A 20,761-nucleotide genomic window follows, 5' to 3' on the forward strand; every position below is an offset into this window, starting at 1 on the left:
AATAGTGATGAGTATTAAGCGGCATTTGAACATTCCCAAGCCGAATGCCCCATGATTCTCATCCTTTCGTTAACCACAATAGAAAAGCTCTTTCGTTTTACGGACTAGAACCGGAAACGAAAGAGCTTTTTTAATTTTTAGTCCCAAAAACCTTTAAATGCTTCAAATGGTAATGTTTCGAAGAAATTACCCCATGTATCAGTATCGAAGAAATCGAATGTTCCACATGATTCCGTTGGGATATCTGCCGTTTTCATATAAACGACACGCTGGTTCGGACAGGAGGCATCGGCTAAATTACCACTTAGAATATCAACCGTAACAGGCTCGACGCCACTTGGCATTTTAAAAGTTTCGTTTGCTTTTCCATCAAGGGCGGTTTCCATAAAATCGATCCACACTTGTTTGGAAGCTGCCATATCTGCCTGCACAGATAGTGTTTTCCCTTGGTCATAGCCATTCCATACACCGGCAGTTAAGCTAGGTGTAAAGCCAATCATCCATTGATCACTATTTGTCGTCCCCGATTTTGCTGCATACGTGTGGGACATTCTAGAGCGTAAAGATAGGCCGGTTGCAGGAGAGTAATCACTGAATACAGGATCGAATATTCCTGTCATCATTTGTGTGAGAACAAAAGCATCCTGTTCAGAAATTACTTGTTCTTTCTCCGGTTTTTTATATTTATAAACAACTTTCCCTTTTGCATCAGTAATCGATAATACGGTAACCGGTTTTCTCTTTTCTCCACCAGCTGCAAGTATGTTATATGCATTTGTTAAATCATACAGCGAATTTTCAGCGGTTCCCAAAGCAATGGATGGGATATCTTTTTCAGAATATTGAAGTCCAAAGCGTTTTTGAATATCTCGGAAGGAACGGTAGCCGATCCCTTCCAATGTCTTTACTGCATAAATATTGTCGGAAATAGCTAATGCTTGGGCTAAGGAAATGGCATGATCTGCAAACTTATTATTGACGTTTTGTGGTGTATAAGTTGCTCGCCCACTATCATAAGTGAATGTTGTCTCACTAACATCCAAAAACGACATTGGGGTAAAATTCTTTTCAAGAGCCGCTGCGTATAAAATCGGCTTGATGGCGGAGCCGGGTTGACGATTTCCCAATGAGACCCGATTAAAGGGGCTTACACCATAATCACGTCCTCCTACAAGAGCTGTTACATAGCCAGTGTACGCATCCATACTGACTAAACCAACTTGTAAATCACTATTAGGCATATTCTTTTCAATCGCATTTTCAGCTGCACGCTGATGCGCCTGGTTCAATGTTGTTTGAATCGTCCATCCACCTTCATTAATACTAAGGTTTTTGGATTTTAATATGTCAGTCGCTTCTTCCCTAACAACATCCAAAAAGTAAGGTGCTATCGACTTTGACGCAATCCATTGATCACTTTTAAGTACAACTTGTTCAGACGTAGCACGTGTTTTTTCATCTTCTGTAATCTTTCCTTGATCAGCCATTAATCGTAAAATAACTTGCTGACGATTTGTCGCCTTTTTTAAATCATTTAGTGGCGAATAATACGTCGGCCCTTTTGGAACACCGGCAAGCATAGAAGCTTCGGCTAATGTTAAATCCTTTGCTGATTTGTCATAAAAATAACGGCTCGCTGCTTCTACACCATACATTCCATGTCCGTAGTAAACCGTATTTAAATAGCCTTCTAAAATTTCCTCTTTTGAGTAAAATAATTCTAAACGATAGGCAAATAAGGCTTCATTTATTTTTCGGGTCCATGTTTTTTCATGAGTTAAATAAAGGTTACGCGCATATTGCTGAGTGAGTGTACTAGCTCCTTGGACTTTACCTCCCGCTTTAATATCTGCTAAAACGGCACCGGCAATTCGGGAATAGTCAAAACCACTATGGTCAAAGAAGTCTTTATCTTCCACGGCTACAGTAGCGTCAATTAAATAAGGTGAAATATCATCCAATTCTGTCCAATAGCGACGCTCCTCGGTAAAATAATCGCCAATTTTATTATTGTTGCTATCCAAAAAGATCGAAGCTTTCGGAACAGTAAGTGGTGGTGCTCCGGCAACTTGTGCATATATACGCAATGAAAGGAACGTTACAGCGAAAAAACATAAAAGGGCAATAGTAACGAGTCCTACTTTTTTTATAAATCTTTTACGGCTTTTTCGTTTTTTATATTGCTGTCTTTTCAAGTTTTTCCACCTCATTTCTTTTTTATAGTAAGCAAAAAATTTTCAGTCATTTATGAAAAGTTATAAAAATTCTATTGCACTTTCAATGAAAACAACTATACTTTTGTCGTAGCACATTAAATGGAAATAAGCATTAATACTGCTATGACTATACGTATTCACAATGTCGAATTTTGTCAGTTGTACTTAATTATACGAAAATAGCGATCAAAAGTTTCATTTGTTAGATTTAGTATGAGCAAAATCACCGGTCGCTATGCATACGAAATTGAGAACAAATTGATTTATAATTGATAATTTAAAATAGAGAAGGATGTAGGTGATCGTAAATGAGATTTGATGAAACTTATGCTGGCAATATGTTTATTAAAAGCCACCAAAATTACGAAGAAAGTAAGGCAGTTCTTTACGGCATGCCAATGGATTGGACAGTAAGCTATCGTCCAGGTCAACGTTTTGGGCCAGCTAGAATCCGTGAAGTATCAGTCGGTTTGGAAGAATACAGTTTTTACTTAGACCGCGAATTAGCGGATGTTCCATTTTTTGACGCGGGAGACATTCCGTTGCCATTCGGTAATCCGGAAAAATCTTTGGCGGAAATTAAGACATTTGTTCGTAAAGTATTGGCAGACAACAAAGTTCCAGTTGGCATGGGTGGCGAACACTTAGTATCATTGCCAGTAATGGAAGCGGTATACGAAAAGTATGATGATTTAGCAATTATTCATTTTGATGCGCATACAGATTTGCGTACCGATTATGAAGGTGAACAGTATTCACATGCAACGCCAATTCGTAAAATTGCGGATACAATCGGACCTGAAAATGTCTATTCATTCGGAATTCGTTCAGGCTTAAAGGAAGAATTGCAGTGGGCAAAGGAAAACGGGATGCACATTTCATTATTCGAAGTACTCGAGCCTTTAAAGCAAATCCTGCCAACATTAAAAGGGCGCAATGTTTACGTGACAATTGATATTGATGTATTGGACCCGGCACATGCTCCAGGCACAGGTACTGTAGATGCAGGTGGCATTACACCAAAAGAACTTTTAGCATCGATTCATGAAATCGCGCACGCTGAAGTTAATGTTGTCGGCTTTGACCTTGTAGAAGTGGCACCGATTTACGACCATTCAGAAATAACAGTAAACACAGCAGCAAAGTTAATTCGCGAAATGATTTTAGGTTGGGTGAAATAAAAAGAAAAATAAAGCGAGCGACGAAATTTTGTCGCTCGCTTTTTAAGTATTTACTTTAAGTTGTTTGCATGAAAGTAGCCTGATGTTAGATTCGATTTGGCATGTTGAGAAGCTCTAATTAAATTTTCAATCATACTATGTGAATTTGGGCCATTATCCGGATAAGAGCTTAATCCAATCGTAACGGATATATAAATTTCCTCTTTTCCTATTTCATTAAAAGGCTGTTGGGCTATAGTCTTTATTAAATTATCCGCCTCAAAAATCGCTAGAGCTGGAGGGATATCCCTTAAAATAATGGCAAACTCCTCGCCGCCTAACCGGGCAACAAATGCATCATTTTTAGCTGCATACTCTTTTAGCTGAAAAGCCAACTGCTTAATAATTAAATCGCCTGTTGAAAATCCGTATCGGGAATTAATCATTTTAAAATCCCGAATATCTACCAATAATAAACTGAATACACCGTTTTTCTTAACAAGTTGTTGAAGACACTTCTCTAATTCTGCTGTATTAGGCAACTGTGTTAAATAATCAATTTTTCGCAAATAAGTAGTTTCCTGTACAGTATCATTCGTACGTTTTACATGATGAATTACGATGAAAATAAAGTAAAATGCGAAAATAGTAAATAAACCATATAACAGGAGGAATCCGAATCCCTTACTAATAAAGCAAAGTCCGATAAAAGAAATCAATATCGTTTCAATCAAACATAACCAAAAATATATGAATACTGTTTTAGCGGTCATTGCATACCTTCGTGTAATTAGAAATAGCACCAATACTAGTAAAATAAAATTGTAGTTAAAAATAGTAGAAGCCATCGATATTTCTGACAGGAAAAATCGACCAATCCCTATAATTAGGCCGCTAATTAATATCGCAAAAGGTCCACCTAATAATCCACTAAACAGAACGGAAATAAACTGGGAATTTACCAATACGCCATCAACAAGATGTATTGCAGAATAAGTTAAAATAAGCCCCGTCACGCCAAATTTTATACCTGTCACATATGGAATTGATCGATTAATCAATGGTGTAATTTTAAAATAATTAATAAATGGCCAATAAATTAAAAGTGTAAACGTAAATAATATACAAAAATAAGATAATATTTCGATAAACATAATTAACTCCTTTATAAAATAATCATTACTCTTTTCTACCCAAAATACTATAAAAATGATTTAAATAACGGAAAAATACTCAAAACTAGATGATAAAAGTACTAAGGCAAAGTTTAAGTTCGATGTTGCTTAAAGAGAGGAACTTATCCTATAATAAAAAGGTTATAGAAATATATGCATAGGAGCTGACTGCTGTGGCGAACGAGAATGGGAAAACAGTCAAAATTAAGCTAATTTCCTCCATCATTCCTACCGAGGGCGAGCTTGAAAAATATGAAATGTGGCTAGAAGGCAACTGTGTAGAAAAAGGCGCAAATCATTATTTACGCTATGAAGAAGTTCAGGAAGAGACACGAATTCAAACGACGATAAAGCTAGATGAAGCGAAAGCCTTTATAATGCGAAGCGGTGGTGTCAACATGCGTCTTCCTTTAAATCTGGGCTTACGGGAAAATGGACATTATGAAAGTCCATTCGGATCATTGCCAATCGTTACCGATACGCATCAGTTATCCATTGAAGTAACACAAAGCGAAAAAGTATCAGGGCGTTTTAAAACGCAATATGATCTTATAATAGGCGGCAATTCTGTCGGACAATACACATTGGAAATTCAATTTACGGAGGTATATTCATGAATGCAGTAGAACAATTACAGCAATCGATTAAAGACGCTTTAAAAGCAGCGATCAATCAGGCAGGCTTAGTCGAAGCTGGCACAGAACTAAATATTCACCTGGAAACACCAAAAGACAAAGCAAACGGTGATTTTGCTACAAACGTAGCGATGCAATTAACTAAATTGGCGAAAAAGCCACCGCGTGCCATTGCAGAAAGCATTTTAGAGAATGTAAAAACAGAAGGGACAGATATCGAAAAAATCGAAATCGCAGGTCCTGGCTTCCTAAACATTACAGTTCGTAAAGACTTCTTAGCAGGTGTAGTAAAAGCAGCATTCGAACAAGGTGAAAATTACGGTCGTTCTACTGCTGGAGCTGGGGAAAAAGTACAAGTCGAGTTCGTATCAGCGAACCCAACTGGGGACTTACACTTAGGACATGCCCGCGGTGCTTCTGTAGGGGATTCTTTATGTAACGTTATGGATTTTGCCGGTTTTGATGTATCTCGTGAATACTATATTAACGATGCAGGTAACCAAATCAACAACTTAGCTTACTCATTGGAAGCACGCTATAAACAAGCTTTAGGTATGGATGCCGAGATGCCGGAAGATGGCTACCACGGACAAGATATTATTGATATTGCAGGGAAGTTAACTGAAGAATTCGGTGCTGCAATTTTAGATAAATCAGAAGAAGAACGTTTTAAATTTTTCCGTGAGCACGGTTTGAAGCTAGAGTTGGCAAAATTACAAAACGATCTGAAAAACTTCCGTGTTGAATTTGACGTTTGGTATTCTGAAACTTCATTATATGAAAACGGCAAAATCGATGTTGCTCTAGAGAAACTAAAGGCAAATGGACACGTATTTGATGAAGATGGAGCAACTTGGTTCCGTTCAACTACATTTGGCGATGACAAAGACCGCGTATTAATTAAAAACGACGGTTCATTCACATATTTAACACCAGATATTGCTTACCATGAAGATAAATTACGTCGCGGATTTGATAAATTAATCAATATTTGGGGTGCTGATCACCACGGTTATATCCCACGTATGAAAGCAGCGATTGAAGCACTTGGCTACGAGCGTGAAACATTGGAAGTTGAAGTAATTCAAATGGTTCAGCTTTACAAAAACGGTGAGAAGTTCAAAATGAGTAAGCGTACAGGTAACGCCGTAACTATGCGTGAATTAGTAGAAGAAGTAGGCTTGGATGCAGTACGTTATTTCTTCGTAAAAACTGCAGGTGATTCACACATGGATTTCGATTTAGACTTAGCAGTATCACAATCTAATGAAAACCCAGTGTATTATGCGCAGTATGCACATGCACGTATCTCATCAATTTTACGTGCAGCAAGCGAGCAAGGTTTTGAAGCATCATTAGAAAACCTGAACTTACTTGTAGCAGAAAAAGAAGAAGATGTTCTGAAAAAGGTCGGCGCATTCCCACAAATCGTGGCAGATGCAGCGAAACACCGTACACCGCACAGAATCGCAAACTATATTCAAGACTTAGCAGCAGCATTCCATAGCTTCTACAATGCTGAAAAAGTATTAAACCAAGATAACAAAGAGTTAACTGCAGCGCGTTTAGCGTTAATTACAGCAGTAAAAACAACTTTAGCAAATGCGTTGAAATTAATCGGCGTAAGTGCACCAGAGAAAATGTAATACAAAATTTCACGACACTCTATTTTCTATTAACGGAAAATAGGGTGTTTTTTCATTGAAAATGCGATGTTTCTACTTTTTAGCTGAGCCGTTCTACCTTTTGTTGTAAAGGATCTCCTTTTGGATCGAAACGTTCTACATTAGCGTGAATATTTTCGCCTTTCTCCTACCACCGTTCCACTTTAAACTGGAAATCCCTCCCTTATTTATTAAGTGAGTGAATCCCTACAAAGAAACTAGGGATATCTATTGACTTGTAAATTCCCGAAACGTACTATTAATTTGAAGAAATAACTACGTAAGACAACAGACAAGGGTGGTGCTTTCCATGAGCAAGGAATTATTTATTGAAACGGACGAGCAGCGACAATGGTTGGAAAAGCTCGAAACAATTTCAGAGAGTATAAAGCAATTGGCACAACAAACAGATGAGCAAGCGACATTTCCATTTGAAAATTTCCAAAAGCTACGCGAAATTGGCTATACAAAAATAACGTTGCCAAAGGAATACGGTGGAGATGGCTTCACCGTATATGATGCGCTTTTACTACATGAAACATTGGCAAGCTATTGCGGAAGTACGGGGTTGGCAGTTTCGTGGACAATTCAAAATGTAGGCGAGATTTTTGAAAACCGTTACTGGAATCCTCAAAAGCTTGATTGGTTTGGTGGAGAAATTGCAAATGGTGCGACAGTAAATCGTGCAGTAAGTGAGTTTGCGATGGGAAGTCCAGTGCGTGGTGGGCGTCCGGCGACTTCCGCAAAACGTGATGGCGAACATTATATAATTAACGGGCGTAAAAACTATACGAGCGGTGCACCGGATCTCGATTATTTTTTAGTATCTGCATGGATTGAAGATGTGGATCAGTTAGGGTTTTTCCTTGTTCCGAAAACAGCTGAAGGAGTATTGGTCGAAAACACGTGGGATGTGGCATCAATGCGCGGTACGGGAAGCGATGATTTAGTGCTCGACAATGTACGCATTGATCAGACGAACTTAGTGGAAATCCCAAACTATACAACAGGTTTTAAGTTAAACGGCTGGTTACTGCTTATCCCGGCGACTTATTTAGGGATTGCACAGGCAGCACGTGATTATGCGGTTGATTTTGCGAATAGCCATTCACCAAATAGTATTCAAGGGACAATTGCACAATTGCCGAATGTTCAAACGCTCATCGGAGAAATGGATTTAGCATTAACAAAAGCTCGTTTTACTATTTATGGGGTAGCAAGACTGTATGATGACCCGACGAAGAAGGCGACCTTAGTTAACGAAATCAATATTGCTAAACATGTTGTGGCAAATACAGCGATTGAAGTCGTTGATAAAGCGATGCGTTTAGTTGGCGCAAAGAGTCTTCAACGGTCCAACCCACTTCAACGCTATTACCGTGATGTACGTGCAGGCTTACACAATCCACCAATGGATGACATTACAATTAAGCGTTTAGCAGAGACAGCAATTGAAAACAATTTAAAAACAAAAGAATGATCTGTGTTATTTACTACGCAGAAACTGAATTATAAACAAATTATCTGAAACTTTGGTAATTTTGCATACATTAAGTGAAATATCCGCTATAATAAAAATATTAATTAAATATGTACTATAAAGGTTCTTACTATATCTAATTAAAGTAAGAAGTAAAAGGGAAATCGGTTCAAATCCGATGCGGTCCCGCCACTGTAATTGCTAGTTTGGAGCTATATGCCACTGAAATTTTCGGGAAGGCAGCTCATAAACGTTAATGCATAAGCCAGGAGACCTGCCTTTATAATGCCCGATTAATACCTACGCGGATAGGATGTGGTGAATGAATTTTTTATTTGAATTTATTTGCTTTCATAAAGCTTCCTAGTATGTAGGAGGCTTTTTATTTTTGTGTAAAATAACAAGTTAGAACAATTTTAGGAGGAATTAATTACATATGAAAACTTGGCAGCGACTTTCTTCAACAGGAATTATTTCAATTATGCTTCTTGCAGGCTGTGGGGTTGAAGAAACAGCAGTAGAAAAAGATTCAGCTCAACAATCGAAAGACATGGTTGAGGAACAAGCACAGTTCCCTATAACGGTAACGGATGCTTTAAACAAAGAAGTGACAGTGGAAAAAGCTCCTGAACGCATTATTTCCCTTATTCCATCGAATACAGAAATATTATTTGGCTTAGGCTTAAATGAACAAATTATTGGAGTATCCGATAATGATAATTACCCGGAAGAAGCTCAGACAAAAGAAAAAGTCGGTGGGATGGAATTTAACTTGGAACAATTGATTGCATTGCAGCCAGATCTAGTAGTAGCTCATGAATCAGGTCTTTATAGCTTTAACGAAGAAGGTATTGCGCAGCTTGAATCAGTGGGCATTCCTGTATTTGTAGTGAAAAATACTACAACATTTGAAGAAACATATACGACTATTGAACAAATTGGGCAATTAACAGGGAAAACCGCGGAGGCAACAGAGATGATTGCATCCATTCAAAAAGGAATTCAAGACATTGAAGTTAAAGTGGCTGATTTAGAAGAAAAATCTGTGTTTATCGTAGTGGGCACAGAGCCGGACTTATATGCAGCAGGACAAGAAACATTTATTAATGAAATGCTAGAAGTGTTAAATGTAGAAAATGCAGTACAAGAGCTTGGATGGCCGATGTATAGCTCTGAGCAATTTGTTGATAGTAATCCAGACGAAGTGATTGTAACATATGAAAACGACTATGAAAGCATCGTAAATAACTCTGCCTATAACGAAATGGATGCAATTAAAAATGGCAATGTTCATGTCGTAGATGGGGATACGACGAGTCGCCAAGGTCCACGTATTGTAGAAGGTATTGAATCACTAGGTGAGGCAATTTATCCAGATGTATTTAAAGAATAGAAAATATATATATGCTTATGCTACTTCCATTGCATTGCTTCTTTGCAGCTTGTGGATCGGAGTATCATTTGGAACGGTTAATATCCCCCTTTCGACATTATGGGATAAAACGACAGATCCGATAGCTTACAGTATACTGTGGAAAATTCGAATGCCACGGGTAATTTTAGCCGCAATCGTTGGTGCATCACTGGCGATTGCAGGGGCGGCTTTCCAGGGGCTATTAAAAAATCCATTGGCCGATCCTTATACGCTAGGGATTTCATCAGGTGCATCAGTCGGAGCCGTTATGACAATTTTTTTAGGTATATCGATTCCGTTTCTTGGTGCATTTACATTACCAGTATTCAGTATGGCAGGTGCCGCATGTACAATGGTCATAGTATTAACATTTGCGCGACTTGTGGATCGTTCTATGAAAATGGAAACGTTAATCTTAACAGGAATTATATTTAGCTCGTTTTTAGGTTCATGTATCTCATTAATGGTTGCTTTAACGGGGGAAGAGCTTAGAGCAATTATTGGTTGGCTGCTTGGTAGTGTATCGATGCGTGGCTGGTCATATGTAAATATGATTTTACCATTCATGATTATCGGTACGAGTATTATATGGTTCAACCGCCGTGAGCTGAATGCAATGATATATGGAGAGGAACGTGCTCAATATTTAGGGGTAAATGTGAAGCGCAGTAAATATATGATTTTAGCAGGTGGCTCCATCTTAACGGGATCTGCTGTAGCTGCTTCCGGTACGATTGGTTTTGTCGGTTTAGTTGTGCCGCACATGATTCGTCTATTAGTCGGAGCCGATCATCGACATTTACTGACATTATCCTTTTTAAATGGTGCGAGTCTACTCGTCATTTGCGACTTAGTATCACGGACGATCATCTCACCTGTAGAACTCCCAATTGGCGTAATTACTTCGTTTATTGGTGCACCGGTATTTGCCTATATTTTCTTTAAGCAACGTAGAAAGGTTGTTGCATAGTGTTAAAAGTGAACGAATTGTCAGGTGGTTATGACGGAAAACAGATTGTGAAAAATATGACGTTTCACGTGGAAAAAGGTAAAATCCTCGGGATTCTTGGTCCAAACGGTAGTGGGAAATCGACATTATTAAAAATGATCAGTGGCGTTTTAAAACCTACACGGGGGGAAATCATAATTGAAGATCGCCCGATTAATAGCTACGATATTAAACAGTTGGCAAAAAAGATGGCTGTTCTTCCTCAATTAAACGCCAGTGTATTTACGAACAGTGTATACGACGCTGTTTCACTGGGCAGATATCCACACCAAAGTGGCTTTTTTTCCACATGGTCAAAGGAAGATGAAAACCTTGTAAATCGTGCAATGGAAAGCACCGGGGTTTCGCATTACAGAAATCGACATCTGGAGTTTCTTTCTGGTGGTGAGCAACAGCGTGTATTTATTGCACAGGCACTAGCACAGGATTCGGAGCTGCTTCTTTTGGATGAGCCGACAAATCATTTGGACATTGCTCACCAGAAGCAAATTTTGGACATGATTCGAATGCAAGTAGAACTTAATGGATTAACGGTTGTATCAATTTTTCATGACATTAATTTGGCGTCGCTATATTGTGATGAACTGCTTTTAATTGAAAATGGGGAAATACGTGCTTTTGGGGAGCCACATGAAGTCATCATGCAAGATCAAATTGCCGATGTCTACCAGGCGCGTGTGGTGACTTATCCACATCCTGAACTGCCAAAGCCACAAATAACAATGATGCCAACAAATGAATTAGAACAAAAACAATCGACTATAAATAAAAATAATTTCAAAATAACAGATGAATATGTTAAGTACATTTCTCCATCCCCATTAAAAGTTATTTCTTCGGCAGTACATAATGCGGGAATAGGCTGGTATGATACATTTTTAAACCGTGCGATTGCACCGGAATATGATATATACAATGTGAAAGAAGAAACAGAACAATTTTTACAAATAAATCACTTTTCACCAACAAATACGGTTGTTATGTTAACAGCTGTGAAAACGAAATGTGCAGCCATTCAGCATTTTTCAAAAGATAATGTTGAAATTAGTGTTATGGTAACAGCAGGGGTAGGAAATGGTGTTGATGTCACAAAGGCTTATTTACGCGAAGATGAGCCGCATATCGGGACTATTAATACATGGGTTTTTATTAATGGTAAACTAACGGATGAAGCATTTATCCAAGCTATGATTACGGCAACAGAAGCGAAAACAAAAGCAATGGCAGACCAACAAATTAAAGACCCTTTAACAAACACAACGGCAACTAGTACCGCAACGGACAGCTTATTAATCGCCGCGACCCAGCAAGGTGAAGAAATGCCGTATGCAGGACCAATTACTGAAGTCGGAAAATTAATCGGTAGAGCAGTTTTCGAAGTTACTGTGTCCGCAATAAAAAAGTATAAAGATCATACAATTCTTTAATGCAACGCTAAATCGAAAGGATGAAATTTGATGAAATTATACACAAAGACAGGCGATAAAGGGAAGACCAGCATTATTGGAGGGCGTGTTGATAAAGATCATCTACGTGTAGAGGCATACGGAACAATTGATGAATTAAATTCATTTATCGGTAAAGCAGTATCGGAACTCGATTCAAGTAAATTTCAGGATATTATTGAAGATTTAACAGCTATCCAACATGAATTGTTCGATGGCGGCGGCGATTTGGCCAATGTAATGAAGGAACGTCACTATAAATTAGCAGAGGAACCTATTGCAGTTCTAGAAAATCGGATTGACCTATTATCTGAAGAAGCACCTCCATTAAAACGTTTCATATTACCAGGAGGCGCACCTGCTGCTGCCACATTGCATATTGCTCGCACGATAGCCCGTCGCGCAGAACGACAAACTGTATCGTTAATGAAAGAAATTGAAGATGTTTCACCTGTTGTACAAAAATATTTAAATCGTTTATCGGATTATCTATTTGCTGCAGCACGGGTAGTGAATTATCGCTTATCCATCCCGGATGTTGAATATATTCGCAGTGGTGACGTCTTTAAATAAAGTAGTAAAATGCTAGCTTAGACAAATAAATTGTCAATCTAGCATTTTTTATATTTTGATTTAATTTTCAGAATTAATGATGAAATCTGTTGACTGAATGCTCATTCATAACTACAATGAGGTTATAGATTAATAGGGTAATATAGTTTATAGGAACAAAGGGGTTCGGAAACTTAGTATTCCAGGGGGGAAAAGTATGAATACATTTTTAATTATTAACTGGATTGCATTCATTGCTGTGCTACTTTATGCATTAGGGTTATTTGCATACTTATTGAAAACACGCTATGACTACATTCAGCTTGGCCGTAAAGAGGAGTTCAATCAAAAATTTTCTGAGCGTATGGAAGATATTATTGAGAAAGTATTTGGTCAATCAAAATTATTAAAAGACAAAAAGATGGGACTTGTACACGTTCTGTTTTTCTACGGGTTTTTAATGGTTCAGTTCGGAGCAATTGACCTGATCTGGAAAGGGCTGGCACCAGGTTCACATTTGCCATTAGGGGGCTTATACCCAGTATTTACATTTACACAGGAGCTTGTCGTACTAACGATTTTAATCGCAGTTGCAGTCGCATTTTACCGTCGTTATATGGAGAAGCTTGCTCGTTTAAAGCAAGGATTTAAAAACGGTTTAGTATACATGTTTTTAGCAATTTTAATGTTTGCTACACTATTTGGTAACGGTTTTTATTTAATTTGGCATGATCATGGCTTAACAGGCTCTGAACCTGTTGCCTCAGCTATTGCATGGGTATTCCAATGGATGAACCCAACAATTGCTGCTGTAATGTTCTTTGTAATGTGGTGGGCGCATTTATTAGCGCTATTAGCATTCCTTGTTTATATTCCACAAGGTAAGCATTTCCACTTAATCACGTCGATTTTAAACGTTTATTTTAATCGTCAGGAACGTATGGGTACATTACGTCCAATCGATTTTGCTGCTTTGGAAGAAGCGGAAGACGAGGAAAGTATGCCGCCGCTCGGTGTTGGTAAAATCCATGACTTCACGCAAAAGCAAATGCTCGATTTATATTCCTGTGTAGAATGTGGGCGCTGTACGAATATGTGTCCGGCAACAGGTACAGGGAAAATGCTGTCTCCGATGGATTTACTTGTAAAATTACGTGATCACTTAACATTTACAGGAGCAGTTGAATTAAAGAAAAAGCCATGGGTACCATTTTCTTTCTTCAATAATACACAAGGGAACCAATTAGCGATGGCAGCTGGTGCTGAAGGCGCGGTAATTGAAGATATTTATAGCCCATCATTAATTGGCGATGTTATTACAGAAGAGGAGATTTGGGCTTGTACGACATGTCGTAACTGTGAAGATCAATGTCCAGTAATGAATGAGCACGTGGATAAAATTATTGATTTACGCCGTTACCTAACAATGACAGAAGGTAAAGTAAACCCGGATGCACAGCGAGCGATGACAAATATCGAACGCCAAGGTAATCCATGGGGCTTAAACCGTAAAGAAAAAGAAAACTGGAGAGAGTTGGACGAATCTGTTCATGTTCCAACAGTTAAAGAGCTTAAAAAATCAGGCGAAGAAATGGAATATTTATTCTGGGTAGGTTCAATGGGTTCATTTGACAACCGCTCACAAAAAATTGCATTAGCATTCGCTAAATTAATGAATAAGGCTGGGGTTAAGTTCGCAATTTTAGGTAACAAGGAAAAGAACTCTGGTGATACACCACGTCGTTTAGGAAATGAATTCCTGTTCCAAGAGCTGGCAACAGCAAATATTGATGAATTTGAAAAAAATGGTGTAACGAAAATTGTTACAATTGACCCGCACGCATACAATATTTTCAAAAATGAATATCAGGATTTCGGCTGGAAAGGTGAAGTACTTCACCATACAGAACTTTTATACGATTTAATCCAAGAAGGTCGTCTAACAATGGACTATCGTGTGGATGAAACGATTGTATTCCATGATTCATGTTATTTAGGTCGTTACAATGATGTATATGATCCACCACGTGAAATTTTAAAAGGCATAGCAGGTGTTAAGCTGGTTGAAATGACACGTAATCGTCAAGACGGTATGTGCTGTGGTGCTGGTGGTGGCTTAATGTGGATGGAAGAACATGTCGGAAACCGTATTAACGTAGCACGTACAGAGCAGGCTCTGGCAACACAGGCTTCTGTAATTTCATCAGGATGTCCGTACTGTTTAACAATGCTTTCAGATGGTACGAAAGCAAAAGAAGTGGAAGAAACGGTTGGAACATTTGATATTGCGGAAATTTTAGAGCGAGCAGTATTCGGTACACCGGAAAAAGTTCAAGTACAAAAAGAGCAAGTAGAAGAAATTGAAGAAGAAATTGTTTTAGCACCAGTGGAAGTTTTTGAAGAACCGACTATCGAAAAAGTGCAGGAAACAGAACTTGTAGAAGTTGAAAAAGAAGCACCACCTGTGGAACAATCATCAATTACAGAAGAACAGCAAGTCGCAACGGATGAAAATTCGGTGAATACTCCTTTAGAGGAAAATAGCGAACAAGATAAAGAAAATAAGAATTAAAGAGAATAATATTTAAAGTCAGTATATTTGAATAATTGTTGCAGTTTAGAATACTATTTAATACAATGAAATTAAGTGAAAAAATGGGAGTAGCTATTACTCTCATTTTTTTCTAAATATTGATTGAGCGAGCGTTCAGTCGAACAACTAAAAAAGTGATTTAAACAAAGGGATATTAAGTAAGGGGTTACTTAAAGGTATGGAAAAAGGCAAAATTCTACTTAGGATTTTGCAAGATCAGCAGATTCAAACAAAGGGGTGTATGGATTGTCGAAAACAGTCATTTTAGACGGAGCACGAACACCATTCGGTAAATTGGGCGGTGGTTTAAGTTCATTAACAGCGAGTGATTTAGGTGGAATTGCAATTAAAGAGGCATTGGCAAAAGCAAATGTAGCAGCAGAAGCTGTAGATGAAGTGATTATCGGGACAGTTTTGCAGGCAGGTCAGGGGCAAATTCCTTCACGACAGGCAGCAAATAAAGCCGGTATACCATGGAATGTGAAAACAGAAACGATTAATAAAGTTTGTGCATCAGGAATGCGCAGTGTCACACTTGCCGATCAACTTATACGTTTAGGAGAAGAAGATGTAATCGTTGCAGGTGGAATGGAGTCGATGTCAAATGCACCGTACTATATGCCGAAAGGGAGATTCGGCTTACGTATGGGCGATGCGAGTTTAGTAGATGGAATGATTTATGATGGTTTGTCATGTGCATTTCATCCAAAACAAGTGCATATGGGCATTTACGGAAATGAAACAGCGAGCAAGTTTGAGGTATCCCGTGAACAGCAGGATGAATGGGCAGCACGTAGCCATGAAAAAGCGCTTGCAGCAATTGAATCAGGCAAATTTGCTGAGGAAATTGTACCTGTAGAAATTCCACAAAGAAAAGGTGAGCCGCTCCACATTGAATCGGATGAAGCACCACGCTTAGGGACAACAGTGGAAACGCTTGCAAAATTAAAGTCGGCATTCAGTAGCGATGGATCCATTACAGCCGGAAATGCACCGGGTGTGAATGATGGGGCTTGTGCATTAATACTTATGAGTGAAGAAAAGGCAAGACAGGAAAACCGCCAGCCACTTGCAACAATCCTAGCACATGCAGAAGTGGGCGTAGCGCCGGAAGACTTCCCTCAAACACCGGGACTTGTAATAAATGAGTTACTTAAAAAGTCAGGTAAAACATTGGCAGACATTGACTTAATCGAAATTAATGAAGCATTTGCAGCAGTTGCGCTAGTAAGCAATCAAATTAGCGGATTAGATGAGAATAAAGTGAATGTCAATGGTGGCGCAGTTGCATTAGGTCATCCGATTGGAGCAAGTGGTGCCCGTATCATTTTAACACTCGCTTACGAATTAAAGCGTCGTGGCGGTGGTTTAGGGATTGCGGCAATTTGTTCAGGCGGTGGTCAAGGGGACGCAGTTTTAATCGAAGTAACAAACTAAGGGGATGAAATAAATGACGATTCAAAAAGTTATGGTCATCGGTGCAGGACAAATGGGCTCCGGGATCGCACAAGTTTGTGCACAAGCAGGCTATGAAGTCATTTTAAATGATATGAAGGATGAGTTTTTCGAACGTGGTTTAAATAACATTACGAAAAACCTGACACGTGATGTAGAAAAAGGTCGTAAAACAGAAGAGGAAAAATCAGCTATATTAGCACGCATTACAAAATCTTTGACCATTGAAGATGCAAAAAACGCCGATATTATTATTGAAGCGGCCGTTGAAAATATGGATATTAAACAATCAATTTTTAAACAGCTTGATGAAATTGCACCAAAACATGCGATTTTGGCAACGAATACTTCAAGTTTGCCAATTACAGAAATTGCAGCAGTTACTAAGCGTCCGGAGCAGGTTATTGGCATGCACTTTATGAATCCTGTACCTGTCATGAAGCTTGTGGAAATTATTCGAGGTCTTGCAACAACAGATGCAGTATATGAAATGGTTGCCGACATGACAAAGCAACTTGGTAAAACAGGTGTAGAAGTAAATGATTTCCCAGGCTTTATTTCAAATCGTATTTTATTGCCTATGATTAATGAGGCGATTTATGCCTTATATGAAGGGGTAGCAACGAAAGAAGCGATTGATGATGTGATGAAGATGGGGATGAATCATCCGATGGGTCCACTCACATTAGCTGATTTTATTGGGCTGGATACATGTTTATCGATTATGGAAATTTTACACGAAGGACTTGGTGATAGTAAGTATCGCCCTTGTCCATTATTACGCAAATATGTGGCAGCCGGCTGGTTAGGCAAAAAGAGCGGCCGAGGTTTCTACATATACGAAAGCTGAGGGACTCCTATGAATCTACAATTTACTGATGAGCAGATAATGATGCGTAACATGGTTCGTGATTTTGCCAAAACTGAAATCGAGCCATTTATCGAGCAAATGGAAGCGGGTGAATTCCCCAGGCATTTACTAACAAAAATGGGGGAGCTCGGCCTAATGGGCATTACAGCACCTGCTGAATACGGTGGGGCGGAAATGGACTTTACTTCCTATATTATTGCCATCAATGAGCTATCGAAAGTGAGTGCAGTAATGGGTGTGATTTTATCAGTCCATACGTCTGTTGGCACAAATCCGATTTTGTATTTCGGCAATGATGAACAAAAGAAACAATATGTACCGAAGCTTGCAAGTGGTGAATATATTGGGGCCTTTTGTTTAACAGAACCAAGTGCAGGAAGTGATGCAGCGTCTTTAAAAACACGGGCAATCCGAGATGGAGAGCATTATGTACTGGATGGTGCAAAAGTATTCATAACTAATGGCGGGGAAGCCGATGTATATATCGTTTTTGCTTCTACAAATCCTGAAGCGGGATCACGCGGTATTTCAGCATTTATTGTAGAAAAGAATACACCAGGCCTAATTATCGGCAAAGATGAACGCAAAATGGGACTGCATGGCTCTAGAACAGTACAGCTAACATTCGAAAACATGCGTATTCCTGCCAAAAATCTTTTAGGGCAGGAAGGGGAAGGCTTTAAAATTGCAATGGCCAATTTAGATGTAGGTCGGATTGGTATTGCAGCCCAAAGCTTAGGCATTGCCGAAGCTGCGTTGGAAGCTGCGACGAATTATGCAAAAGAGCGCATTCAATTTGGAAAACCGATAGCCCAGCAGCAAGGTGTTGGTTTTAAGCTTGCCGATATGGCGACTGCAGTTGAAGCGGCAAAGCTACTCGTTTACCGTGCTGCAAACTTACGAAGTGAAGGATTATCATGCGGTAAGGAAGCGTCAATGGCCAAATTATTTGCTTCACAAACAGCGATGGACACGGCAATTGAAGCAGTACAAATTTTCGGTGGCTATGGCTATACAGAAGACTATCCAGTAGAACGCTATTTCCGTGACGCAAAAGTTACGCAAATTTATGAAGGCACAAGCGAAATCCAACGCATTGTTATTAGTAAGCATGTGATTGGATAGGCATTTTTGATATGTAGTTAAGGTTGCTTCTCGGTGGTCGCAAGTAAAGAGGAACAAATGCTTAAAACCGTGGGAAGCGTAACCGTAACGGAAATTAACAGGTAATCTAAATTTAAAGGGGATATGGGGATATGAACTTTCAATTATCAGAAGAACACCAACAACTACGCGAAATGATTCGCGACTTTGCAATCAATGAAGTAGCACCAACAGCGGAACACCGCGATGAGCATGAAGAATTTGACCGCGGCATTTTTGACAAAATGGCAGAGCTAGGTTTAACGGGTATTCCATGGCCGGAAGAATACGGCGGAGCAGGCTTTGACTACTTAGCGTACTGTATCGCAGTAGAAGAGCTATCACGAGTATGTGCATCAACAGGGGTAACATTGTCTGCACACACATCACTTGCAGGATGGCCAATTTTTAAATTCGGAAATGAAGAGCAAAAACAAAAATATCTTCGACCAATGGCTGAAGGCAAGAAAATCGGTGCTTACGGCTTAACAGAGCCGGCATCAGGTTCAGATGCTGGCGGGATGAAAACATATGCGGTAAAAGACGGCGATGACTACATTTTAAATGGCTCAAAAATCTTTATAACAAATGGTGGAATCGCAGATATTTATGTCGTGTTTGCAGTAACAGATCCAGAGGCGAAAAACGGTACAACTGCCTTTATCGTTGAAGCGGATTTCCCAGGCTTCTCAGTAGGCAAGAAGGAAAGAAAACTAGGAATTCGTTCATCTCCTACAACTGAAATTATTTTTGATAATTGCCGTGTGCCGAAAGAAAATATGTTAGGTGAAGAAGGAGAAGGCTTTAAAATTGCCATGAAAACACTTGATGGTGGACGTAACGGGATTGCTGCACAGGCAGTAGGAATTGCACAAGGCGCATTGGACGCAGCGGTTGACTATGCAAAAGAGCGTGTCCAATTCGGAAAACCGATTACAGCAAATCAAGGTATCTCGTTTAAACTTGCAGATATGGCAACAGAAATTGAAGCTTCACGTTTATTGACGTACCAAGCAGCATGGTTGGAATCAAACGATTTACCATACGGAAAAGCATCGGCAATGGCGAAGCTGCTTGCGGGAGATACAGCGATGAAAGTAACGACAGAAGCTGTTCAGGTTTTTGGTGGCTACGGCTATACAAAAGACTATCCGGTAGAGCGTTATATGCGTGATGCGAAAATTACGCAAATTTATGAGGGCACACAAGAGATTCAACGCCTCGTAATTTCGCGTATGATTACGAAATAGTGTATGGCGAACAATGATAAGCTGCACGTACGATCGTCAATAAAGGATGAAAATAAAATTATAGAGCGTCGCCAGCAAATTATCGATGCAGGCGTGAAGCTCTTTAAGGAAAAAGGCTTCCACCGTGCAACAACACGAGAACTTGCAAAGGCTGCCGGATTTTCAATTGGGACATTGTATGAATATATTCGGACTAAGGAAGATGTTTTATTTTTAGTATGTGACAATATCTTCAATGAAGTGACGGAATGTTTATTGGAATTTCCTTCTGAAATAGGTTCAGTGGCAAGTTTGGAAAAAGCAATCCGTCAATATTATTTGCTCATTGATAAAATGCCTGAAGAGTTTACGATTATGTATCAGGAAACGAAGTCACTGCCGAAAGAAGCAATGCATTATATTCTCGACAAGGAGATTGAAATGGTCGCGATTTTTGAGCGTATACTAAAAGATTGTGTCGACTCTGGTAATTTATCGTTATCAAACGATGCCATCTATTTGGCGGCGCATCAAATTGTCGTTCAGGGGCAAAGTTGGGCTTTCCGTAAATGGGCGTTACAAAAACGCTATACAATTGAAGAATATATTGAATTGCAAACAACAATGTTTTTACAAGGCATTATGCAGTTTGAAAAATAAGAAAGGAAAAACGCCATGTAGAGCAACTATTTTAGGAAGTGTGCTTTGTATGGTGTTTTT

Annotated in this window: 16 protein-coding genes and 1 riboswitch; of the genes, 14 read left to right on the forward strand and 2 right to left on the reverse strand. The window is 39.1% G+C overall.

What is annotated here, in order from left to right; all coding sequences use genetic code 11:
- Window positions 1–137 precede the first annotated feature (137 nt).
- On the reverse strand, window positions 138–2,195 hold the full coding sequence (locus MKY13_RS02490) for a PBP1A family penicillin-binding protein (protein WP_191700768.1): 2,058 nt from the start codon (window positions 2,193–2,195) through the stop codon (window positions 138–140).
- A 329-nt stretch (window positions 2,196–2,524) separates the two neighbouring features.
- Between MKY13_RS02490 and speB the strand changes: the two genes are divergently transcribed.
- On the forward strand, window positions 2,525–3,397 hold the full coding sequence (speB, locus tag MKY13_RS02495) for an agmatinase (protein ID WP_191700769.1): 873 nt from the start codon (window positions 2,525–2,527) through the stop codon (window positions 3,395–3,397).
- Window positions 3,398–3,447: 50 nt separating this feature from the next.
- Here speB and MKY13_RS02500 read toward each other — a convergent pair whose 3' ends face one another.
- Entirely contained in the window at window positions 3,448–4,530 is a 1,083-nt protein-coding gene (locus MKY13_RS02500; protein WP_339215094.1) for a diguanylate cyclase, read from the reverse strand.
- Window positions 4,531–4,724: 194 nt separating this feature from the next.
- Here MKY13_RS02500 and MKY13_RS02505 point away from each other — a divergent pair, with 194 nt between their 5' ends.
- The 13 genes from MKY13_RS02505 (at window position 4,725) to MKY13_RS02565 (ending at window position 20,701) form a co-directional block, all read left to right on the forward strand.
- Window positions 4,725–5,168: a DUF1934 domain-containing protein gene (locus MKY13_RS02505; RefSeq protein WP_191700771.1), complete on the forward strand. Its 444-nt coding sequence runs from the start codon at window positions 4,725–4,727 to the stop codon at window positions 5,166–5,168.
- Window positions 5,165–6,832 (forward strand): arginine--tRNA ligase, encoded by a 1,668-nt coding sequence (gene argS / locus MKY13_RS02510; protein ID WP_191700772.1) that lies wholly within the window; start codon window positions 5,165–5,167, stop codon window positions 6,830–6,832. Before MKY13_RS02505 ends, argS begins: the two co-directional genes overlap by 4 nt.
- Window positions 6,833–7,160: 328 nt before the next feature.
- The gene (locus MKY13_RS02515) at window positions 7,161–8,330 is read left to right on the forward strand and encodes an acyl-CoA dehydrogenase family protein (RefSeq protein WP_339215097.1); all 1,170 of its coding nucleotides are present in this window, start codon (window positions 7,161–7,163) and stop codon (window positions 8,328–8,330) included.
- A gap of 104 nt (window positions 8,331–8,434) precedes the next feature.
- Window positions 8,435–8,627, forward strand: a riboswitch (cobalamin riboswitch).
- Between the two features lie 139 nt (window positions 8,628–8,766).
- A complete protein-coding gene (locus MKY13_RS02520; protein WP_339215099.1) occupies window positions 8,767–9,723 on the forward strand; it encodes an ABC transporter substrate-binding protein in 957 nt (318 codons plus the stop codon).
- A complete protein-coding gene (locus MKY13_RS02525) occupies window positions 9,707–10,714 on the forward strand; it encodes an iron ABC transporter permease (RefSeq protein WP_339215101.1) in 1,008 nt (335 codons plus the stop codon). Before MKY13_RS02520 ends, MKY13_RS02525 begins: the two co-directional genes overlap by 17 nt.
- Window positions 10,714–12,180 carry an adenosylcobinamide amidohydrolase gene (locus MKY13_RS02530; RefSeq protein WP_339215103.1) on the forward strand — a complete coding sequence of 489 codons (1,467 nt, stop codon included), beginning with the start codon at window positions 10,714–10,716 and terminating at the stop codon, window positions 12,178–12,180. The genes MKY13_RS02525 and MKY13_RS02530 overlap by 1 nt, the downstream gene beginning before the upstream one ends.
- 30 nt (window positions 12,181–12,210) lie before the next feature.
- Window positions 12,211–12,771, forward strand: a complete 561-nt coding sequence (locus tag MKY13_RS02535; RefSeq protein WP_191700777.1) for a cob(I)yrinic acid a,c-diamide adenosyltransferase — start codon at window positions 12,211–12,213, stop codon at window positions 12,769–12,771.
- 196 nt (window positions 12,772–12,967) lie between these two features.
- Window positions 12,968–15,322 carry a (Fe-S)-binding protein gene (locus MKY13_RS02540; RefSeq protein WP_339215105.1) on the forward strand — a complete coding sequence of 785 codons (2,355 nt, stop codon included), beginning with the start codon at window positions 12,968–12,970 and terminating at the stop codon, window positions 15,320–15,322.
- Between the two features lie 267 nt (window positions 15,323–15,589).
- Window positions 15,590–16,780, forward strand: a complete 1,191-nt coding sequence (locus MKY13_RS02545; RefSeq protein WP_339215107.1) for an acetyl-CoA C-acetyltransferase — start codon at window positions 15,590–15,592, stop codon at window positions 16,778–16,780.
- A 13-nt stretch (window positions 16,781–16,793) separates the two neighbouring features.
- Entirely contained in the window at window positions 16,794–17,648 is an 855-nt protein-coding gene (locus MKY13_RS02550; protein WP_191700779.1) for a 3-hydroxybutyryl-CoA dehydrogenase, read from the forward strand.
- 9 nt (window positions 17,649–17,657) lie between these two features.
- The gene (locus tag MKY13_RS02555) at window positions 17,658–18,794 is read left to right on the forward strand and encodes an acyl-CoA dehydrogenase (RefSeq protein ID WP_191700780.1); all 1,137 of its coding nucleotides are present in this window, start codon (window positions 17,658–17,660) and stop codon (window positions 18,792–18,794) included.
- 131 nt (window positions 18,795–18,925) lie between these two features.
- Entirely contained in the window at window positions 18,926–20,062 is a 1,137-nt protein-coding gene (locus MKY13_RS02560; RefSeq protein ID WP_191700781.1) for an acyl-CoA dehydrogenase, read from the forward strand.
- 3 nt (window positions 20,063–20,065) lie between these two features.
- Window positions 20,066–20,701, forward strand: a complete 636-nt coding sequence (locus tag MKY13_RS02565) for a TetR/AcrR family transcriptional regulator (protein WP_191700782.1) — start codon at window positions 20,066–20,068, stop codon at window positions 20,699–20,701.
- The last annotated feature ends 60 nt before the right edge of the window (window positions 20,702–20,761 follow it).

The organism is Solibacillus sp. FSL W8-0372 (genome assembly GCF_037969735.1).
GTDB lineage: Bacteria > Bacillota > Bacilli > Bacillales_A > Planococcaceae > Solibacillus > Solibacillus faecavium.